Genomic DNA, 15,175 nt, shown 5'->3' with positions numbered 1-15,175 from the left:
TCCTATGATACTTTGACGTTGGTGATTCTTTTATAGAGTTGGAATCCGAATAGAAAGGGAATCTTTTTTTAATTTATATCGAGGAAAGAATTGCAAATTTCATTTCGTTACAAACTATCATCCACCATGCAACTGAGTACAGTATTTTCAGATTTTATTCTCTGTATCGTTTCCATTTTTACGGCTCTTCAGCTGAAAAAATCAACCTCTTACTCTAAGTCCGCAGGCTTTCTCGGTTTTCTTTTGATAGGAATTCCCGCAGGCTTGGGAACCATTCATTTTCTCGGAATCACTTTCTTGGATCCGGTCTATCGTTTTATGGTGGGACTCGCGGGATTTGTAGGGGTTCCTTTGATTGGAACCGGGTTTTATCATCTTGGAGTTCAGAAATTAGAAAAGAATCTTTTATATCCGATCGCGGGAGTTCTTCTTCTGGTTTATATCGTCTTCACGTACGTTTTGGTGATTCCTCTTCTTTCCACCGCGTTGGGCGGTCTTGCGATGGCGATTGCGATCTTTGCTTGTATCCGAAAAAATTCGGGAGCGACAAAAGTTCCCGCGCTTTACGGAATTTTAGGGGCGATCCTTTTTATTCTCGCGGGAATTGTAATCGGAACGACCGGATCGAGAGGACCGATTTTGAACGTGGATATTTTTCACATCGTTCTTTCAGTAGCGGTTTATTCTCTCGGAGTTTCTATAAAAAGACTGAGCTGAACATTCTTAAAATCTTAGAATATTCTGAATTTAGAATATTCTAAGATTACGAAGGAATTTGTTCCGAAACCTGAGTCACCCAGGACGCGTAGTAGTTTGCGAGGGTTCTCAGAAACATTAGATCCAGTTCGTTGTCGTCTTTTAAAATTTTTACCGCGTTCGTAAATTGAACTCTGAACTCCGTAAGCGGAGTCGCCTCCACGATCACACGTTTCATAGAAGAAGCGTTCTCTTCCATTCCGTATTCTTGAGCCCATTTCTCTATTAAATTTCCGCAGTTGTATTTTTTGGAAAGGAGGAGTTGGGCCAGGATATGCCGGAACATACTTTCTATCGAAGTGATGGTGATGTCCTTGTGAAGAATCGAGATTTCGGTGATGATCTCGTCCTTTTTATCGATGACTACTTTTGTGTTTCCGATCTTATTAAAGATTTTGGAAAGATCGTTATAAGCCTTAAAATTTTTAAGAATATTTTCCCGATCCTTCATGTTGACGCTTCTTTCGTTTTCGGGAAGATTCATTTCGTTCAAAATCGTTTCGATTACGAGAAAGATGATATCAAAAGAAAACTGCGTGGACTTCCCGACGAAATAACGGATCTCGTTTTGAAAAGAAGCGTGAATTCCGCTAAAGAATGCTTCCAACTTATCAGGAGACAGAGTGGTAGAAGTTTTATAAAGATTCATCATATCTTTTGTAAACTTCGTTCGATCCAAAATAGGAAAGAGTTCCGGATGATTTGTATGGGTTCTTAAAAACGTTTCTTTGAGAACTTTGACGGCGCCTTGTCTAACCTCGTCCGTTCTATAAAGGACTCGATAGAGGAGAACCGAAAGTTCACGAGATGTTTTTTTCGATTTTAGAATCTTAAGATCGGATTCGTCAAGATTCGTAGACTTTGGAGGATTCTGGCTTTGCGCTTCTGCCATGGGCTTCTTTTTGGAACAATTGGTATGCCAATGCTGATCATAAAAAAGGAAAAGTAAAGCGAAATTGCCGAAGGACTTATATTTACATTGCTTTTTAATGCTTCTTCCATAACTTACCCGATCGAGATGAAAATAATCGGTTCCGAAAATAAAGTCAATTATGGCGTTTTCGATGGCCCCGTTGAATTCAATTATAAGGAATTTCAACTGCTGGATTTTTTTGGAAAAGAGATCAGCGGTTTTAAGAAGCGTTTTGCTTTTAAAAGATTCAATTACATTGGAATTATAACGGAAGAATTCTTAATCGGCTTTGCCACAGTAAGCTTGGGTTACGTGTATAACGTATTCGCTTATTTGTATCACTATAAAGACGGGATTCTCTATGAGTTCGATACGAAAGGATTGGATCTCGGGACTTCTTTGGAATTTCCGGCAAACCCCGACGAATATAAAATTCAGTTTAAGAAGGGATCTTCTTTTCTTTCCATCGAGAAGTCGCACGCGAAAGGGAAACTTCTCGTCGACGCTTTTCTCGGTAAGAAACTTCGCTTTAAATTTTCCGCCGACTACGGTTTAAAAACTCATTCTCCATTGAGAGTTTTGAATCCTTCCGAACCGACGCATTGGACGTTTACTGAGAAATGTTCTCCTTTGACTCCGAGTTCGCTCGAGCTTTCTTTTCAAGATCGACCTCTCGTCTTTGATCCGAAAAAAGTCACAGTTCTCTACGATTGGTCCGGAGGATATCTAAGAAGGGAAACCAATTGGTATTGGGCGGCTTTTAGTTCGATTCTTCCCGATAAGACGACGATCGGAGCCAACTTTGCGGCATTGGTAAACGAATCTTTTTTTTCCGAAAACGCATATTGGATCAATCACGAAAGACAGAGAGTTCCGCGGTTGATCTTCGATTTTTCTCAAAAGGATCCTTATAAACCTTGGAAGATCTACGACGAAGAAGGATTGGTCGAATTGGATTTTGTTCCCGAGGGGGAAAGAAAGGATAAGATGAATCTAATTTTTTCCAAATTGTATTTTAGACAATTTGTGGGAAAATTTTCGGGAAGGTTTAAACCGGCAAAAGGGAAGGAAGTTTCGTTTCGAGACGTTTACGGATTTACGGAATTTCATCGATCTCTCTGGTAGAATTCTTTTAGAAAGAGAATATTATAATTTATGAATGTATATGTTCCGGTTTCCTGTGATTTTTACGATAGGTTGGAGGAACTTGTCATAAGAAAACGTAAGATTTCTTTTGAAGTTTCCGAAAACCCGGAATCTTCGCCCCGAAAAATGGAAAACGTGAGAATTCTCGATCTGGTTTCCATGAATCGGGAAGAATTTGCCGTACTCGAAAGCGGTGAGAAGATCCGGCTCGATTATATATTCAAAATCCTTTCTTAAAATCCGATTCGAATATTATAGTAGAAAAATATAATATAGATAAATCCGAAATTCTTTCTAAGAATCAAAAAGGTCGCGTCGTTTTGGAAAAATCAGAAGTTAAAAAGAAAAGAATATTGTCCTTGGATCTTTTTCGGGGAATGACCGTTGCGGGAATGATTTTAGTAAACAATCCCGGTTCTTGGTCCTTTATATACGCGCCTTTAAAACACGCAAAATGGAACGGATGTACGCCGACCGATTTGGTATTTCCTTTTTTTCTTTTTGCAGTGGGGGCCTCGATTTCGATCGCATTCGATTCTAAAAAAGAAATTTCTAAAGGAAGAATTTGGATTCAAATTCTAAAACGAAGTTGGATCCTCTTTGGGATCGGACTCTTTCTCAATTTTTTTGGAGAATGGTCTCTGGAGAATTTAAGAGTTCCGGGAGTTCTGCAAAGAATCGCGTTCGTATATTTTATCGCGTCCTCGTTCTATTTATTTTTAATTCCTAAGACGAATGTCGATGGAAATAAAAACGATTCTTCTTGGCGGAAAAAAATTCCGGATGGAAGTATTTTTCTTTTTTTGATGTTTATTTTATTTTTTCATACTTGGATTCTAACAACGATAAAAGTGCCCGAAGCACTTTCGATTTCTCTGGAAGAAGGGAAGGATATTGGAGCTTGGTTGGATCGGATTCTTCTTGGAGAAAAACATCTCTGGAAATTTTCGAAAACCTGGGATCCTGAAGGTTTTTTTAGCAGTGTCGCCGCCGTAGCGAGTGCATTGATCGGAATGATCTGCGGAAGACTTTTGTTAAGCGAAGTAAATCGGTTAAGAAGAATTTTGATCCTTTTTGGGACAGGGGCCTTACTTACGTTAGGTGGGATCTTCTGGGATCAATCTCTTCCGATGAATAAGAGCCTCTGGACTGGAAGTTACGCGGTTTATACCGGAGGTTTGGCTTTTCTATGCGTTGGAGTTTTTGAAACGTTGGAATCGTGGATTCAGAAAGAGGGGTTTCAGAAGATTTCTTTAGAAACGATCTTCCAACCCTTTCTTGTTTTTGGGAAGAATGCGATTCTTGTTTTCGCGGCTTCCGGGTTGGTTGCTCGGACCTTTAATCTCTGGATGATTTCCGGGGACAATGGAAAGACAATCTCTATGAAGACGTTCTTTTATTCGCAGTTGCATCTGGTCTTCAATTCTTATAACGCCTCTCTGAGCTATGCGCTGATACAACTTTTTCTCTGGTGGGGAATTCTGAGCCTTCTTGATAAGAAAAAGATCTATCTCAAGGTCTGAATTTTTATCTATCACAAAGATCTAAATTCTAAATTTCATTTTGAATGATTTTAAGACAAAGGAAGAGAAAACTTTTGAACTGAGAATCGTTAGATTCTAATGAGAGAAGGGAAGAAAGGTTGGAAAGATAAATTCCAACCTTTTTGAGAAAGAATTCTTAGATGACCAATTCCAGATCGTCAAAGATAGGGGATTTAACTTCTTCCAGTAACTTTTTCATCGCGAGATTGCGAAGGTTGTTCAATTCCAATCTCAACTTTGATTCCAGAGAACTTTTAGAAAGAAGGTTGGAACAGTTTACGGCCACCATCTTCAGATCGTCAGGAGTTTTGATTTTGGAAGAAAGAAGAAGTTGCTGAATAATCGCATATTCTTTTTTTCTAAAGTGAATTCTCAAGAGAAACGGAACAGAATAGAGTTCAGCCATGAGCTCCCATTTCGATTTTGCCTTAGGTTTAGAATCGAGGGCAGACGTTTCCTCGGCGTTCATTTCCGGTTCGAAGATCGTAGATATAGAAACCGGTTCCACCGTAGAATGATTTCTTTCCGGATTAAAAGAAAGAGGGATTTCCGCGTCTCGAATCATATCCTTGAGAGTGGAAAGACGATTGGATTCCACATAACGTTCCGGATCCGCTTTCATCAATTTTTTGATGTCTTCTAAGACGATACAAAAGGAGAAAAGTTCCAGAACGGTTTGATTTTGAATCGTAGCTATTTCATCCAAAACCTTAGCAAGAATCTGTTGATAACCGAGAGATTTGTGATACATCGCGTTGTATTGAAGTTCCAGATTTTTCTGGTATTTCGAAAAGAGCACGTCGATGAGAAATGAATCCGAGACTACGTAAGCGTCGAGGCCGGGAACTGAAAAGTTCGGATTTTGTTTTTTGAGGTTGAGAACAAAGATACAATTCGAGTCTTTGAGAAAGTTGAGAATCTTTGATATTTTCTTTTCGGAAAGATTGAGAGTCGAACGGAAATGGTAGAACAAATCCGTGTTAGTCGGTAACTGATGATTCTCGTTTTCTTTCTTAATTTTATCCAGGATGATTTGCGCTAATGTGATATCTTCCATCGTTTTCGTTCCACGCTTCCAAAAATTTTGAATCCGATGGAAGCTTTTTCTTTCTGAATTTATAACCTGGTAGTAGGAAATTCTTGCCTCTTTTTTGGAAAAAAAAGAAGGAATTTGTCAAAAAAATTTTGAATGAAATACTAAGAAATGGGAACGAACTGCAGAGGAGGGAGATAAGAACCCCGAAGTGGAAAAAATCCACCCGGGGTTTAATCGTTGTTAGATTCTTTCTATGATCGTTGCGATACCCATACCGCCGCCGATACAGAGAGTCATGAGCGCATAACGTTGTTGTCTTCTTTCAAGTTCGTCTAACGCAGTTCCGAGAAGAATCGCGCCGGTTGCACCAAGAGGGTGGCCGAGTGCGATCGCGCCGCCGTTGACGTTGATCTTTTCGGAAGGAATTCCGAGAGTTTTTTGAGTGTAGAGAACGACGGAAGCGAAGGCCTCGTTGATTTCCCAGATGTCGATATCTTCCGGTTTGAGCCCCGCCATTGCGAGAGCCTTTTTGGAAGCCGAAACAGGCCCGGTGAGCATGATCGTCGGATCTTCGCCTGTAGAAGCCATAGATACGATACGAGCACGAGGTTTCAGTCCGTATTTTTTGATTCCTTCATCGGAAGCAAGAAGAACCGAAGCGGCTCCGTCTACGATTCCGGAAGAGTTTCCGAGAGTGTGGATATGATTGATTTTAGAAATTTCTGGATAAGATTTCAGAGCGATTGCGTCTAACTCTTTCTCACCGATCGTTTTAAAAACTGGACCGAGTTCGGAGAGCCACTCGAAAGTGGATTCGATACGAGGGTTCTCGTCGCTATCTACGATCGTGCCGTCTTCGGTTTTTACCGGAATGATTGATTTTTTGAAATAGCCGGATTTGATCGCATTTTCCGCTTTGATTTGAGAAGATTCTGCGAAGCGGTCGGCTTCTTCGCGAGAGATTCCAAACTTCGTTGCGATGAGGTCCGCAGAAATTCCTTGAGGCACTAAGTTATAGTGTTTTTGAATATTAGGATTTCCTACATTGAAATCTCTTCCGCCCATATCCGCTCCCATCTTCACTCGGGACATGGATTCAACTCCGCCGCCTAACGCCACTTGCATGGAACCGGATTGAACGTGATTGGCAGCGTTGTTTACGGCTTGGAGACCGGAGCCACAGAAACGGTTCACAGTATAACCAGGGACCGAATTAGGCCAGAGCGCAGCCATGACCGCATAACGCGCGATACACGCAGCTTGATCATCAACTTGGGATACACATCCCATTACGACTTCTTCTACGATTTCCGGTTTGATTCCGTTTCTTTCTTGAATAGCAATTAAGGTCGCGGCGGAAAGTTCTTGAGGGTGAATGGAAGCAAGAGTTCCTCTTTTTTTCCCTTTTCCTCTGGGTGTTCGAACTGCATCGATTACATAGGCGTTTGACATTTTTTTACCTCGTTGTGAATTCACACCTTTTCGGTTGAATTGAACAACTGTTTAGTGAATTTGAGTGTTCCAGTTTCTATTTTGGGGATGGGGAGGAGTTTGCAATTCTTTTTGCGCGGGAACTCTCGCACTAAAAGGGGAGGTTTGGGCCGCACCCTCCTGCGAATTTTACGGTAATGAACGCTATTCGGAGTTTTCCGCAGGAGGGTCGGGCTTGCTACGGGCTCGCGGAGTCCCGCTCGGTCCGAAGGGACCAAGCCCTTCGCATCCCTGCGGCGGGTTTGGTCGTGAAAGATGGATTTTGCGGGAACTCTTCTAAGAAAAGTTCTTAGAAGCAAATTCTATTTCAAAATAGGAATCAAAAGAGGTTTATATATTCATAGGAAAGGAATTCTTTCGACGTGAAATGTTTTCTTAGTTGGAAAATTAGAGCAGAGAAAAATTTTTCTAATCCAAAGATCAAAGAACGTTTCAAATCAGAATATAAAATTACAGAGGAGAGAAAATTCTAAGTTTTAAGAAAGGTTTTCAGGAAAGGGTTAGATTTTTTTGATATAGGATTCTACGAATAGTTTTTGTCTTTAGATCAATAGACCAAATAAAAGATCCAAGTGCGAGAGGTTTGAAATACGGATTTATTTTGGGATAACTCTTGGAGCGGTCGGATAAGAATATTTGTATGAGAATGCAATAGAGAAAACACCTTGAAACTCCATGAGCGGAAGCTAATATACTTAATGTCGCCCATTCTTCCGGTAAGATTCTTGAATTTACTTTAATCAGAGAATTGCAAGTCTTCTGATATTTGATTGTCAGTGCCCGCCGATTAATTCTCTGGCTTCTTTTTAGAGTTTTTCCATACCTTCTTAATAAAAAATGAATATTCTTTCCAATGTTTTTTCTTTCGGAATGTGATAGTCTTTGCATCAATTCTTGGGGGATTAATAGGCTGCAGGTAATCTTAGGGCCTCTTAATAAAGATATGGTTGCGTTTTTATCTACACTTTCAATTTCCCTCACATCACTTACGGTTATCTTTTCGTTTCAAGTAGAGCGGGTTTTTATCTTTTTTTTAGAAAAAGTAAATATTTTTTTGATCATTTTGTTTTCTCATTCGTTAAAGTTTGGTTCTCAAAAGAGTAAGATAAGGAGTTCCCACAAACTCCTCGTCTTACGAAAAAACTTCCTCTAAAACTTTAAAATACCAACAAGAACCTTTCCAATCTTCGAGAAAACCGTTGTGACCACCAAAATCTTGGATAGAAATACGCACATTTCGATTGGGATGTAGTGAGAGAAATGTCTCACCACGAATAATTGGGTCGTCCTTAGAAGTAACGATCGTCGTCGGAGTCAAAATCTCGGAGAGTTCCCGCTCCCCTAAGGTATACGTTCCAAAATATTGATCTAAATCCTGAAAATCCTCTGAAGATTCGATCAATTTCTCAGTCATCTTCATCACGGATTTTTCCTTAAGAATTTTCTCGTAAGGAACGAGAGTCGGGTAATGAATCTGTTTTTTTTCGATCGATTGTTTCCATTTCTTAAGAAAGTAACGACCAATGATTAATCTCTTATCCATCAAAACGGTTGCATCTTTAGGATGAATCGCGGGAGAAATTGCGATGCAGTGCTTCAGTTGATTTAGTTTTTTCGCCGATTGAGAATGAACCCTGGCAATTCTAAGAGTAAAATTTCCACCTAAGGAAAATCCCGTAATGAAAACCGGGACATTCTTCTCAGCAAAGAACGTGGCTTTTCTTACCGCTTCATATGTCTCCTCAATTAGACTTCCATTGAAAGGTGCGGGATTTAGATGATGCGTATCTCCATGATCTCTATAGTTGAGTCGAAAAATATCGTAACCCTGATTAAAGAAATGATTGGAAGTTCTCAGAATATAAGTTGAATTGATACTTCCTTCCCAACCATGCAGAAGAATCAAAAGCCCTTTTGCTTTTCTATTCTTTTGTTTACTCAGAGAACCTTCTAATTTAACACCTTTTCCCGCATCTAAAATTAGCTTCTGAGAATTTTCTAAAAAAGGCATTTCTTTGGGAAGGTTCCATGCCAAAGATGCGAGCGCAGTTTGTATAAATGGATATTTTAAGATTCCTTTTGGATTGAATCTTCGTGTCTGGAGATTTTGTAGCATACGAACATTTGTTATTCAGGAATTATTCAGAAAAGTCTTTTTAAATCATAAAATTCTATTATTCATTCTAAAGATTCTTTAGAATTATAACTTGAATTCGAAATCGGGGATTTCCGAGGAAAAAAAGTCGCCTTGAGAACTCTCTTAAAAAAAGATACGAAGTGCGTCTAATTCCTAAAAGTCGGAGCTCATCACAAAGTGAAGAATCTACTCGAACGTTTTCATTCTCCTCAGATCTATTCTAAAATTGGATTATTGATTTTAGTTTTTTTCCTTTTTCTTTCCTGTAAAAGTTTAGTTCTGAACGGAGTTCGAGGCGACGATCTCGCGAGTTCACCGAACGGAACGAAAAAAAATTCGGAAGTTCAAAATTCTCCATCTTGTAAACCGATCCTAAAACAAACCCAATGGTATTTTCTTTTTGGTTCTTTTCCAATCAATCGTCTTGAGTCTTCGGAGATTCTTCCCGATCCAAATCAGAACTATAAAGTAACCCTTAAAACTTCTTGGTTGGATGGCGCATTGAGCGTCCTTCTGGGAATCGCGGCCTCGATCACGAGAAAGACGATCGAAGTGGAAAGTTGTGATGGGAGAGAAGCGGTTCAGAATAAGAATCTTCCGGTTCAGACGGAAAGAACGGAACCCAAAGTCGAAAACGCAAAGTGGAAGGACGAGTTCGTAAAACAAAATGAAAAGTTATGGAAGGATGAATTTCAAGAACGTTTTATTTCGGAAAAAGAAGAAGAGGTGGAATCCGCTTGGAAAAAAGAGATGAGAAATTCTAAAAATCTTTCCATTCTTTTTTTGAAATCCGGTGAAATCGTTAAAGGGAAGGTGACTCGTATCGATGGAGACGGTGTGAAATTGTTCTCCAGAGGTCAGGAAAGAACATTTAAACGGGCGGATGTTTTGAAAGTCCGTTTTCAAGATTGAGGATCTTCCATTCTATGTTCAATTTTCGTAATCTATTCATTAGAATTCTTTTATCTCTTTTTCTTTTTTTTCATTCTTCTTGTTATTTGAATCCTTATTTTCGAGATGCCGTTTCCCCGGAAGACGAGAAAGATTCCCCTTTGGCTCTTCTCTTGCTTTTTGTAGGAGCTCCTATTATCCGAGGAGATGTGATTTCTTTTCCTCAGACCGGTCTTTCCTGGATGCGTTGTACCCTTGGACAGACTTTCGATTCTTCTACAAATACCTGCACGACGATTTCGGTGGCTCCGATCTATTGTTCGACTTTGGATAACCAGTGTAACGGCAATTTGTTGGGTGGGGTTCTTTCTTCGGGACCAGCTTTTGATGCCTGTGCGGGGTTTAGTTCTTCTAATATTACGGCTGTTTGGAGAGTTCCCACGCATTTGGAGTTGAAGTCGCTCGTTTCTTGTTCCAATGGGACGGATTTGAAGAATTCTACGGATACCCAAACCTGTGGAGCCAGTTTCGATGTTCCTACTATTCGAAAAGATTGGTTCCCAGGAATTCCTACGAGTGCTCCGGTTGAGTTTTGGTCCAGCACGAGCGATCCCTCGAATGCGACTTTTGCCTGGAAGGTGAATTTTAGCTCCGGAGCGACGAATCTGACTGCCGGTAAGAATTCTTCCGGTTATCTTCGTTGCGTCTCGAAAGCCCTTTGATGGGTGAAAGTCTTCTTTGAAAGCGGGTTTTTGCGGGAACTCTTCACTTTTAAGTAAAATCTTCGGTCCTTAAGTGTATTTTTATTTGACAAGAAACATTATAATCAAAAAATGTTTCCAAAATGGAAACAAAATATACTTTACCTGTTTCCGGAGCCACGAGGTTCTCCCCCGAAAAAACGAAGAGTTCCCGCACTTTCGTTCCTTTTCTCCTCGGCCTTTTCCTCGTTCTTCAGATCCATCCGAATTCATTCTCCGATTTTGCGTTTAAAGATCACCCTTCAAATCAAAGAGAATTCTTTTCTTCTCAATACATTCGAAAAATAAAATATTCTAAAATACAAAAGTTGCTTCGAATGAAGCAGCACGCTCTCGCTTTGAGAGCTGAAATGAAAATGTACAAAACGTTTAAACAAAGAAACGCGTCGAAGACTTATCTTTTTTCAACTCTTCCTTACTCCGATGCTCGATCCTGTTAGAAACGATCTTTTTACGAAATTATAAATTACATTAGGAGATTCTTATATGAATTTTGCAGCGCTCTCTATCAAGAGACCCATATTTATAACCTGTACTGTTTTGCTCATTCTTGTAGCGGGATATCTTTCTCTGAACAAGTTGGGCGTAGATTTATTTCCGAACATCACGATTCCGGTTGTGACCGTGACGGTTCCTTATCCGGGAGCGGCGCCCAACGAAATCGAAACTCTCATTGCAAAACCCGTTGAAGATGAATTATCTACAATCTCCGGAGTAAAGAGAGTTAAATCGATCTGTAACGAAGGAGTGGGAACGGTCGTTGTCGAGTTTACTCTTGAAACCGATGTAAAATATGCGGAACAACAAGTTCGAGATAAAGTTTCCAGCGTGAAACCGAAACTTCCCGATGACGCCAAAGAACCCGTCATTCGAAGAATCGATCCCGCAGATCAACCGATTCTTATCATTGCCCTCAAAGCCGAACTTCCGGAAGCCGAACTCTATGATATCGCAAACGAAGAAATCAAACAAATTCTTTTAACGACCAAAGACGTAGGAAACGTAAATATCTACGGAGGAAGAAAGCGAGAGATTCACGTGGAGTTGGATCGTCAGAAGCTGAAAGAACACATGATTCCCGCATCCGTTGTTTCCAATCGTCTCGCTTCGGGTGGAATGAACATTCCGGCTGGGAAGGTAAGCAAGACTGACAAAGAACTTGTCTATAGAACGATCAATGAATTTCATTCTCCTCAAGAAATCAGAGACACTCCGATATCACTTTTTGGAAACGAAGTTCCTATAAGAATCGGTCAACTCGGTGAAGTAAAAGATACGGTCGAAGACGAAACTTCCCGAGCATACTTTAACGGAAAGAAGGCGGTCTTTCTCCTCGTCTATAAACAATCCGGCTCCAACACGGTCGCAGTAGCTCAGGCTGTAAAGAAGAGAGTTTCCGAAATCAACGTCGATCTCGCCAAACGAAACGGGGCTCCTGAGCTCACGACCGCAAACGATTCTTCCATCACGATCGATAACAATATCTATGACGTGAAAGAAACGATTATCATCGGAATCATTCTTACGATCATTGTCGTATTATTATTCTTAGGAAGCGTCCGCTCCACTTTGATTACCGGTCTTGCGTTACCGAACTCTCTCCTCGGCGCCTTTATTCTTATGGCGATCGCGGGTTTTACGGTGAACATCATGACTCTTCTTGCATTGAGTCTTGCCGTCGGTCTTCTCATCGACGACGCGATCGTAGTCCGGGAGAATATTTTTAGACATAGAGAAATGGGTAAAACCGCAAGAGAAGCTTCGATCGAAGGAACCAAGGAAGTAACTCTCGCCGTGGTCGCTACCACGATGACCGTCATCGCGGTCTTTATGCCGATCGCGTTCATCAGCGGGGTCGTCGGTCAGTTCTTGAGAGAATTCGGTCTCACAGTTTGTTTCGCGCTTCTCATTTCTCTTTACGATGCGTTAACCATTGCTCCAATGTTGTCCGCTTATTTCGGAGGAAAGATCGGAAATCACGGACATTCTTCTTCCGCTTCGGAATCAGTTCCCGAGATTATGACTCAGATCGAAAAGGGTAAGAAAAAAGGAAAGACGAGCGTTGCGACCACTACTCTGGAAGAAATCGCGTATTCTAAAATTCGCTCTCAGAATAAGATCAGCAAGGGATGGATTGTTAGAATTTTTTCTCCGATCCTCGGCTTTCTTGGTAGGCTTGAAACGGGACTCGATTCTATTTTAAGCATTTTTAATGTATTTCAGTCTTGGCTGGAAGACCGATACGCGTCCGTTCTAAGATTTACTCTAAAACGACCGATCTTGATTCTTTCGGGTGCGGTTTTGATTTTTATCGTTAGTTTGGGTCTTACCAAATTTATTCCGAAGACCTTTCTTCCGGCTCAGGACGAGGGTAAGTTTTCCGTAACTCTGGACATGCCTCCCGGTACTTCGGTCGCAAAGATGGCGTTAGTCGCACAGGAAGTGGATCAAAAGATCCGTTCTTACAAAGAGATCAAACTTGTAGCGATGTTTAATACCAATCGAAACACGAATATGTTCGTTGAGATGGTTCCTTCCAAAAAACGTAAGATGAACACAACGCAGTTTAAAGAATTCCTCCGGAAAGAATTGAGTATCTTCGCTTATGCGAATCCGATCGTCAAAGACATCGACAACGTCGGCGGGGGACAACGACCTTTTACCCTGATCGTAAGCGGACAAAAGGGAGAAGTTGTGGAAGACTATGCAAAAAAACTCTTTGCACGTCTTCAAAAATCTCCGGCGCTTCTCGACGTAGATACGAGTTATCGTGCGGGAGCTCCCGAGTTTAGGGTGATTCCGAATCGTCAGATGGAAGTGCTTCTTGGTGTTCCGGGAACCGTCATAGGAACCGAACTCAGAACTCTTGTGGAAGGAACCACTCCCGCGGTTTACAGAGAGAACGGGGTCGAATACGATATTCGCGTTCGTTTGAAAGAAGGTCAGAGAGATCTCAAAGATAATTTCTACAGTTCCTTTGTTCCCAACTTTAACAATCGACTCATCCCGATTCAAAACGTAGCAAAGGCTGAAGAAACCACTGGCCTCGCGACGATCAACCGTCTCAATCGAAACAAGTCCGTTGAAATCTACGCCGACGTAAATCCGCAAGGCCCCGGAATGGGAGGAGCGATGGAAGAGGTCGCTAAGATCACACAAACCGAACTTCCTCTTCCGGCTGGTGTTAAGATCGGTTATACGGGACAAGCAGAGAGTTTCAAAGAGATGGGAACTTCCATGGCGATCGCGATGGGACTCGGAGTTCTATTTATCTATATGGTTCTTGCTTCTCTCTATGAAAGTTTTATCACACCGATCGCGATTATGCTCGTATTACCTCTCGCCCTTTGCGGAGCGTTTATCGCGCTCTTCCTAACTCAAAAATCATTGGATATCTTTTCCATGATCGGGCTCATCATGTTGATCGGGGTCGCGACGAAGAATTCGATTCTTCTCGTGGACTTTACAAATCAACTCTTGCAGAAGGGAATGGATATGAAGGAAGCGATCGTCGAAGCCGGAAGAGAAAGACTACGTCCGATTCTTATGACTTCCTTTGCCTTAGTGGCCGGGATGCTTCCGATTGCGATCGGACTCAACGAAGCTTCTCGTCAGAGAACGAGTATGGGAGTTGCGATCATCGGAGGATTGATATCTTCTACGATTCTAACTCTGGTAGTGGTTCCGGCGGCCTTCTCCTACATTGAGAAGCTGAATCAATTCGTGAGAAGAAATTCTCCAAACCCGGACGTATAAGAATCAAAGCCCCGAGAATTCAGGAAGTGTCGTTTGCAAAAACGCTTTAGCTCTTGAATTCTCGGTTGAACTTTTGAAAATTTAGAATATAAAAAAGAGTTTCAGAATTGTGGAAGTTAGGAACAATGAGTGTGATGGAGCAGGATGAAGTAAAACTCCGAATTATGGAAAAGGCGCTTGAGCTTTTTCTAAAATACGGTTATGCGAAGACGAGGATGGAGGAGATCGCGAGAACTCTCAAAATTTCCAGAAAAACTCTCTACAAACACTTCGAAAATAAAAATCACCTCCTCTTCGAAATTCTCAGCGCCAAACATAAAAGAATGAGCAAGAAGATGATGGAGATCAGCGAAGACGAATCTCTTTCGGTTCATGAAAAGGTAAAAGCGATCAACGAATTCAAGGTGAGCCAGTTTCCCGCAGGCGCCAATGAATTCATTTTAGAAATCAGAGATCAGGCGCCGGATCACTACGCTTATATTAAGGAAGTGAGAACGGAATCCATTTCCAAATCCATCCAAACTCTCATTCGACAAGGAATTGAAAGAGGGGAAATCAGAAGCGACGTAAATACTACGATCTTTGCCGCCTTGATCAACTCCGCGATCGAGATGACCGCGACTCCGGAACTACTTCTTAATTCTCCTTACTCGATGGTTCAGTTACAGCAGGAAATTCATCATATTCTTTTTTATGGAATTATGAATCCCGCTTCCGAACCCGCTAAGATCGCCAAGTAAGGAT

Annotated in this window: 12 protein-coding genes; 7 read left to right on the top strand and 5 right to left on the bottom strand. The window is 41.2% G+C overall.

Annotated elements, in window-relative coordinates; all coding sequences use genetic code 11:
• Nucleotides 1-126 precede the first annotated feature (126 nt).
• Nucleotides 127-717 (top strand): DUF6962 family protein, encoded by a 591-nt coding sequence (locus tag A0128_RS14970; RefSeq protein ID WP_069609326.1) that lies wholly within the window; start codon nt 127-129, stop codon nt 715-717.
• A 46-nt stretch (nt 718-763) separates the two neighbouring features.
• Here A0128_RS14970 and A0128_RS14965 read toward each other — a convergent pair whose 3' ends face one another.
• The gene (locus tag A0128_RS14965) at nt 764-1,648 is read right to left on the bottom strand and encodes an LIC_13029 family protein (RefSeq protein ID WP_069608250.1); all 885 of its coding nucleotides are present in this window, start codon (nt 1,646-1,648) and stop codon (nt 764-766) included.
• A 126-nt stretch (nt 1,649-1,774) separates the two neighbouring features.
• Between A0128_RS14965 and A0128_RS14960 the strand changes: the two genes are divergently transcribed.
• On the top strand, nt 1,775-2,794 hold the full coding sequence (locus tag A0128_RS14960) for a DUF2804 domain-containing protein (protein ID WP_069609325.1): 1,020 nt from the start codon (nt 1,775-1,777) through the stop codon (nt 2,792-2,794).
• A gap of 341 nt (nt 2,795-3,135) precedes the next feature.
• On the top strand, nt 3,136-4,338 hold the full coding sequence (locus A0128_RS14950; RefSeq protein WP_156781857.1) for an acyltransferase family protein: 1,203 nt from the start codon (nt 3,136-3,138) through the stop codon (nt 4,336-4,338).
• Nucleotides 4,339-4,495: 157 nt separating this feature from the next.
• Here A0128_RS14950 and A0128_RS14945 read toward each other — a convergent pair whose 3' ends face one another.
• The 4 genes from A0128_RS14945 to A0128_RS14930 form a co-directional block, all read right to left on the bottom strand.
• The gene (locus tag A0128_RS14945; protein ID WP_069608248.1) at nt 4,496-5,416 is read right to left on the bottom strand and encodes a hypothetical protein; all 921 of its coding nucleotides are present in this window, start codon (nt 5,414-5,416) and stop codon (nt 4,496-4,498) included.
• A gap of 219 nt (nt 5,417-5,635) precedes the next feature.
• Complete coding sequence (locus A0128_RS14940; protein ID WP_069608247.1) at nt 5,636-6,847, bottom strand: acetyl-CoA C-acetyltransferase; 1,212 nt, start codon at nt 6,845-6,847, stop codon at nt 5,636-5,638.
• 528 nt (nt 6,848-7,375) lie between these two features.
• The gene (locus A0128_RS22560; protein ID WP_162274111.1) at nt 7,376-7,867 is read right to left on the bottom strand and encodes a DUF1564 family protein; all 492 of its coding nucleotides are present in this window, start codon (nt 7,865-7,867) and stop codon (nt 7,376-7,378) included.
• 151 nt (nt 7,868-8,018) lie between these two features.
• The gene (locus A0128_RS14930; RefSeq protein ID WP_069608245.1) at nt 8,019-9,002 is read right to left on the bottom strand and encodes a YheT family hydrolase; all 984 of its coding nucleotides are present in this window, start codon (nt 9,000-9,002) and stop codon (nt 8,019-8,021) included.
• 198 nt (nt 9,003-9,200) lie between these two features.
• On the opposite strand from A0128_RS14930, the gene A0128_RS14925 reads away from it, so the two are divergent.
• The 4 genes from A0128_RS14925 to A0128_RS14905 all read left to right on the top strand — a co-directional run bounded on the left by A0128_RS14925 (nt 9,201) and on the right by A0128_RS14905 (nt 15,171).
• Nucleotides 9,201-9,935, top strand: a complete 735-nt coding sequence (locus A0128_RS14925; RefSeq protein ID WP_069608244.1) for an LIC_13076 family protein — start codon at nt 9,201-9,203, stop codon at nt 9,933-9,935.
• A 14-nt stretch (nt 9,936-9,949) separates the two neighbouring features.
• Complete coding sequence (locus tag A0128_RS14920; RefSeq protein ID WP_069608243.1) at nt 9,950-10,636, top strand: Lcl C-terminal domain-containing protein; 687 nt, start codon at nt 9,950-9,952, stop codon at nt 10,634-10,636.
• Nucleotides 10,637-11,161: 525 nt separating this feature from the next.
• A complete protein-coding gene (locus A0128_RS14910) occupies nt 11,162-14,431 on the top strand; it encodes an efflux RND transporter permease subunit (protein ID WP_069608241.1) in 3,270 nt (1,089 codons plus the stop codon).
• Between the two features lie 125 nt (nt 14,432-14,556).
• The gene (locus A0128_RS14905; RefSeq protein WP_069608240.1) at nt 14,557-15,171 is read left to right on the top strand and encodes a TetR/AcrR family transcriptional regulator; all 615 of its coding nucleotides are present in this window, start codon (nt 14,557-14,559) and stop codon (nt 15,169-15,171) included.
• Nucleotides 15,172-15,175: the final 4 nt, after the last annotated feature.

Origin of the sequence: Leptospira tipperaryensis (genome assembly GCF_001729245.1) — a bacterium.
Taxonomy (GTDB): Bacteria; Spirochaetota; Leptospiria; order Leptospirales; family Leptospiraceae; genus Leptospira; species Leptospira tipperaryensis.
The sequence above is the reverse complement of the archived record's forward strand: the minus strand, read 5'-3'. Positions and strand labels throughout refer to the sequence as shown.

What these genes read in the sequence shown, in the direction of transcription:
- A0128_RS14905 (WP_069608240.1), top strand. Translation starts at nt 14,557, where the DNA reads ATGAGTGTGATGGAGCAGGATGAAGTAAAACTCCGAATTATGGAAAAG.
- A0128_RS14920 (WP_069608243.1), top strand. Translation starts at nt 9,950, where the DNA reads ATGTTCAATTTTCGTAATCTATTCATTAGAATTCTTTTATCTCTTTTT.
- A0128_RS14945 (WP_069608248.1), bottom strand. Translation starts at nt 5,416, where the DNA reads ATGGAAGATATCACATTAGCGCAAATCATCCTGGATAAAATTAAGAAA.
- A0128_RS14940 (WP_069608247.1), bottom strand. Translation starts at nt 6,847, where the DNA reads ATGTCAAACGCCTATGTAATCGATGCAGTTCGAACACCCAGAGGAAAA.
- A0128_RS14960 (WP_069609325.1), top strand. Translation starts at nt 1,775, where the DNA reads ATGAAAATAATCGGTTCCGAAAATAAAGTCAATTATGGCGTTTTCGAT.
- A0128_RS14970 (WP_069609326.1), top strand. Translation starts at nt 127, where the DNA reads ATGCAACTGAGTACAGTATTTTCAGATTTTATTCTCTGTATCGTTTCC.
- A0128_RS14965 (WP_069608250.1), bottom strand. Translation starts at nt 1,648, where the DNA reads ATGGCAGAAGCGCAAAGCCAGAATCCTCCAAAGTCTACGAATCTTGAC.
- A0128_RS14930 (WP_069608245.1), bottom strand. Translation starts at nt 9,002, where the DNA reads ATGCTACAAAATCTCCAGACACGAAGATTCAATCCAAAAGGAATCTTA.
- A0128_RS14910 (WP_069608241.1), top strand. Translation starts at nt 11,162, where the DNA reads ATGAATTTTGCAGCGCTCTCTATCAAGAGACCCATATTTATAACCTGT.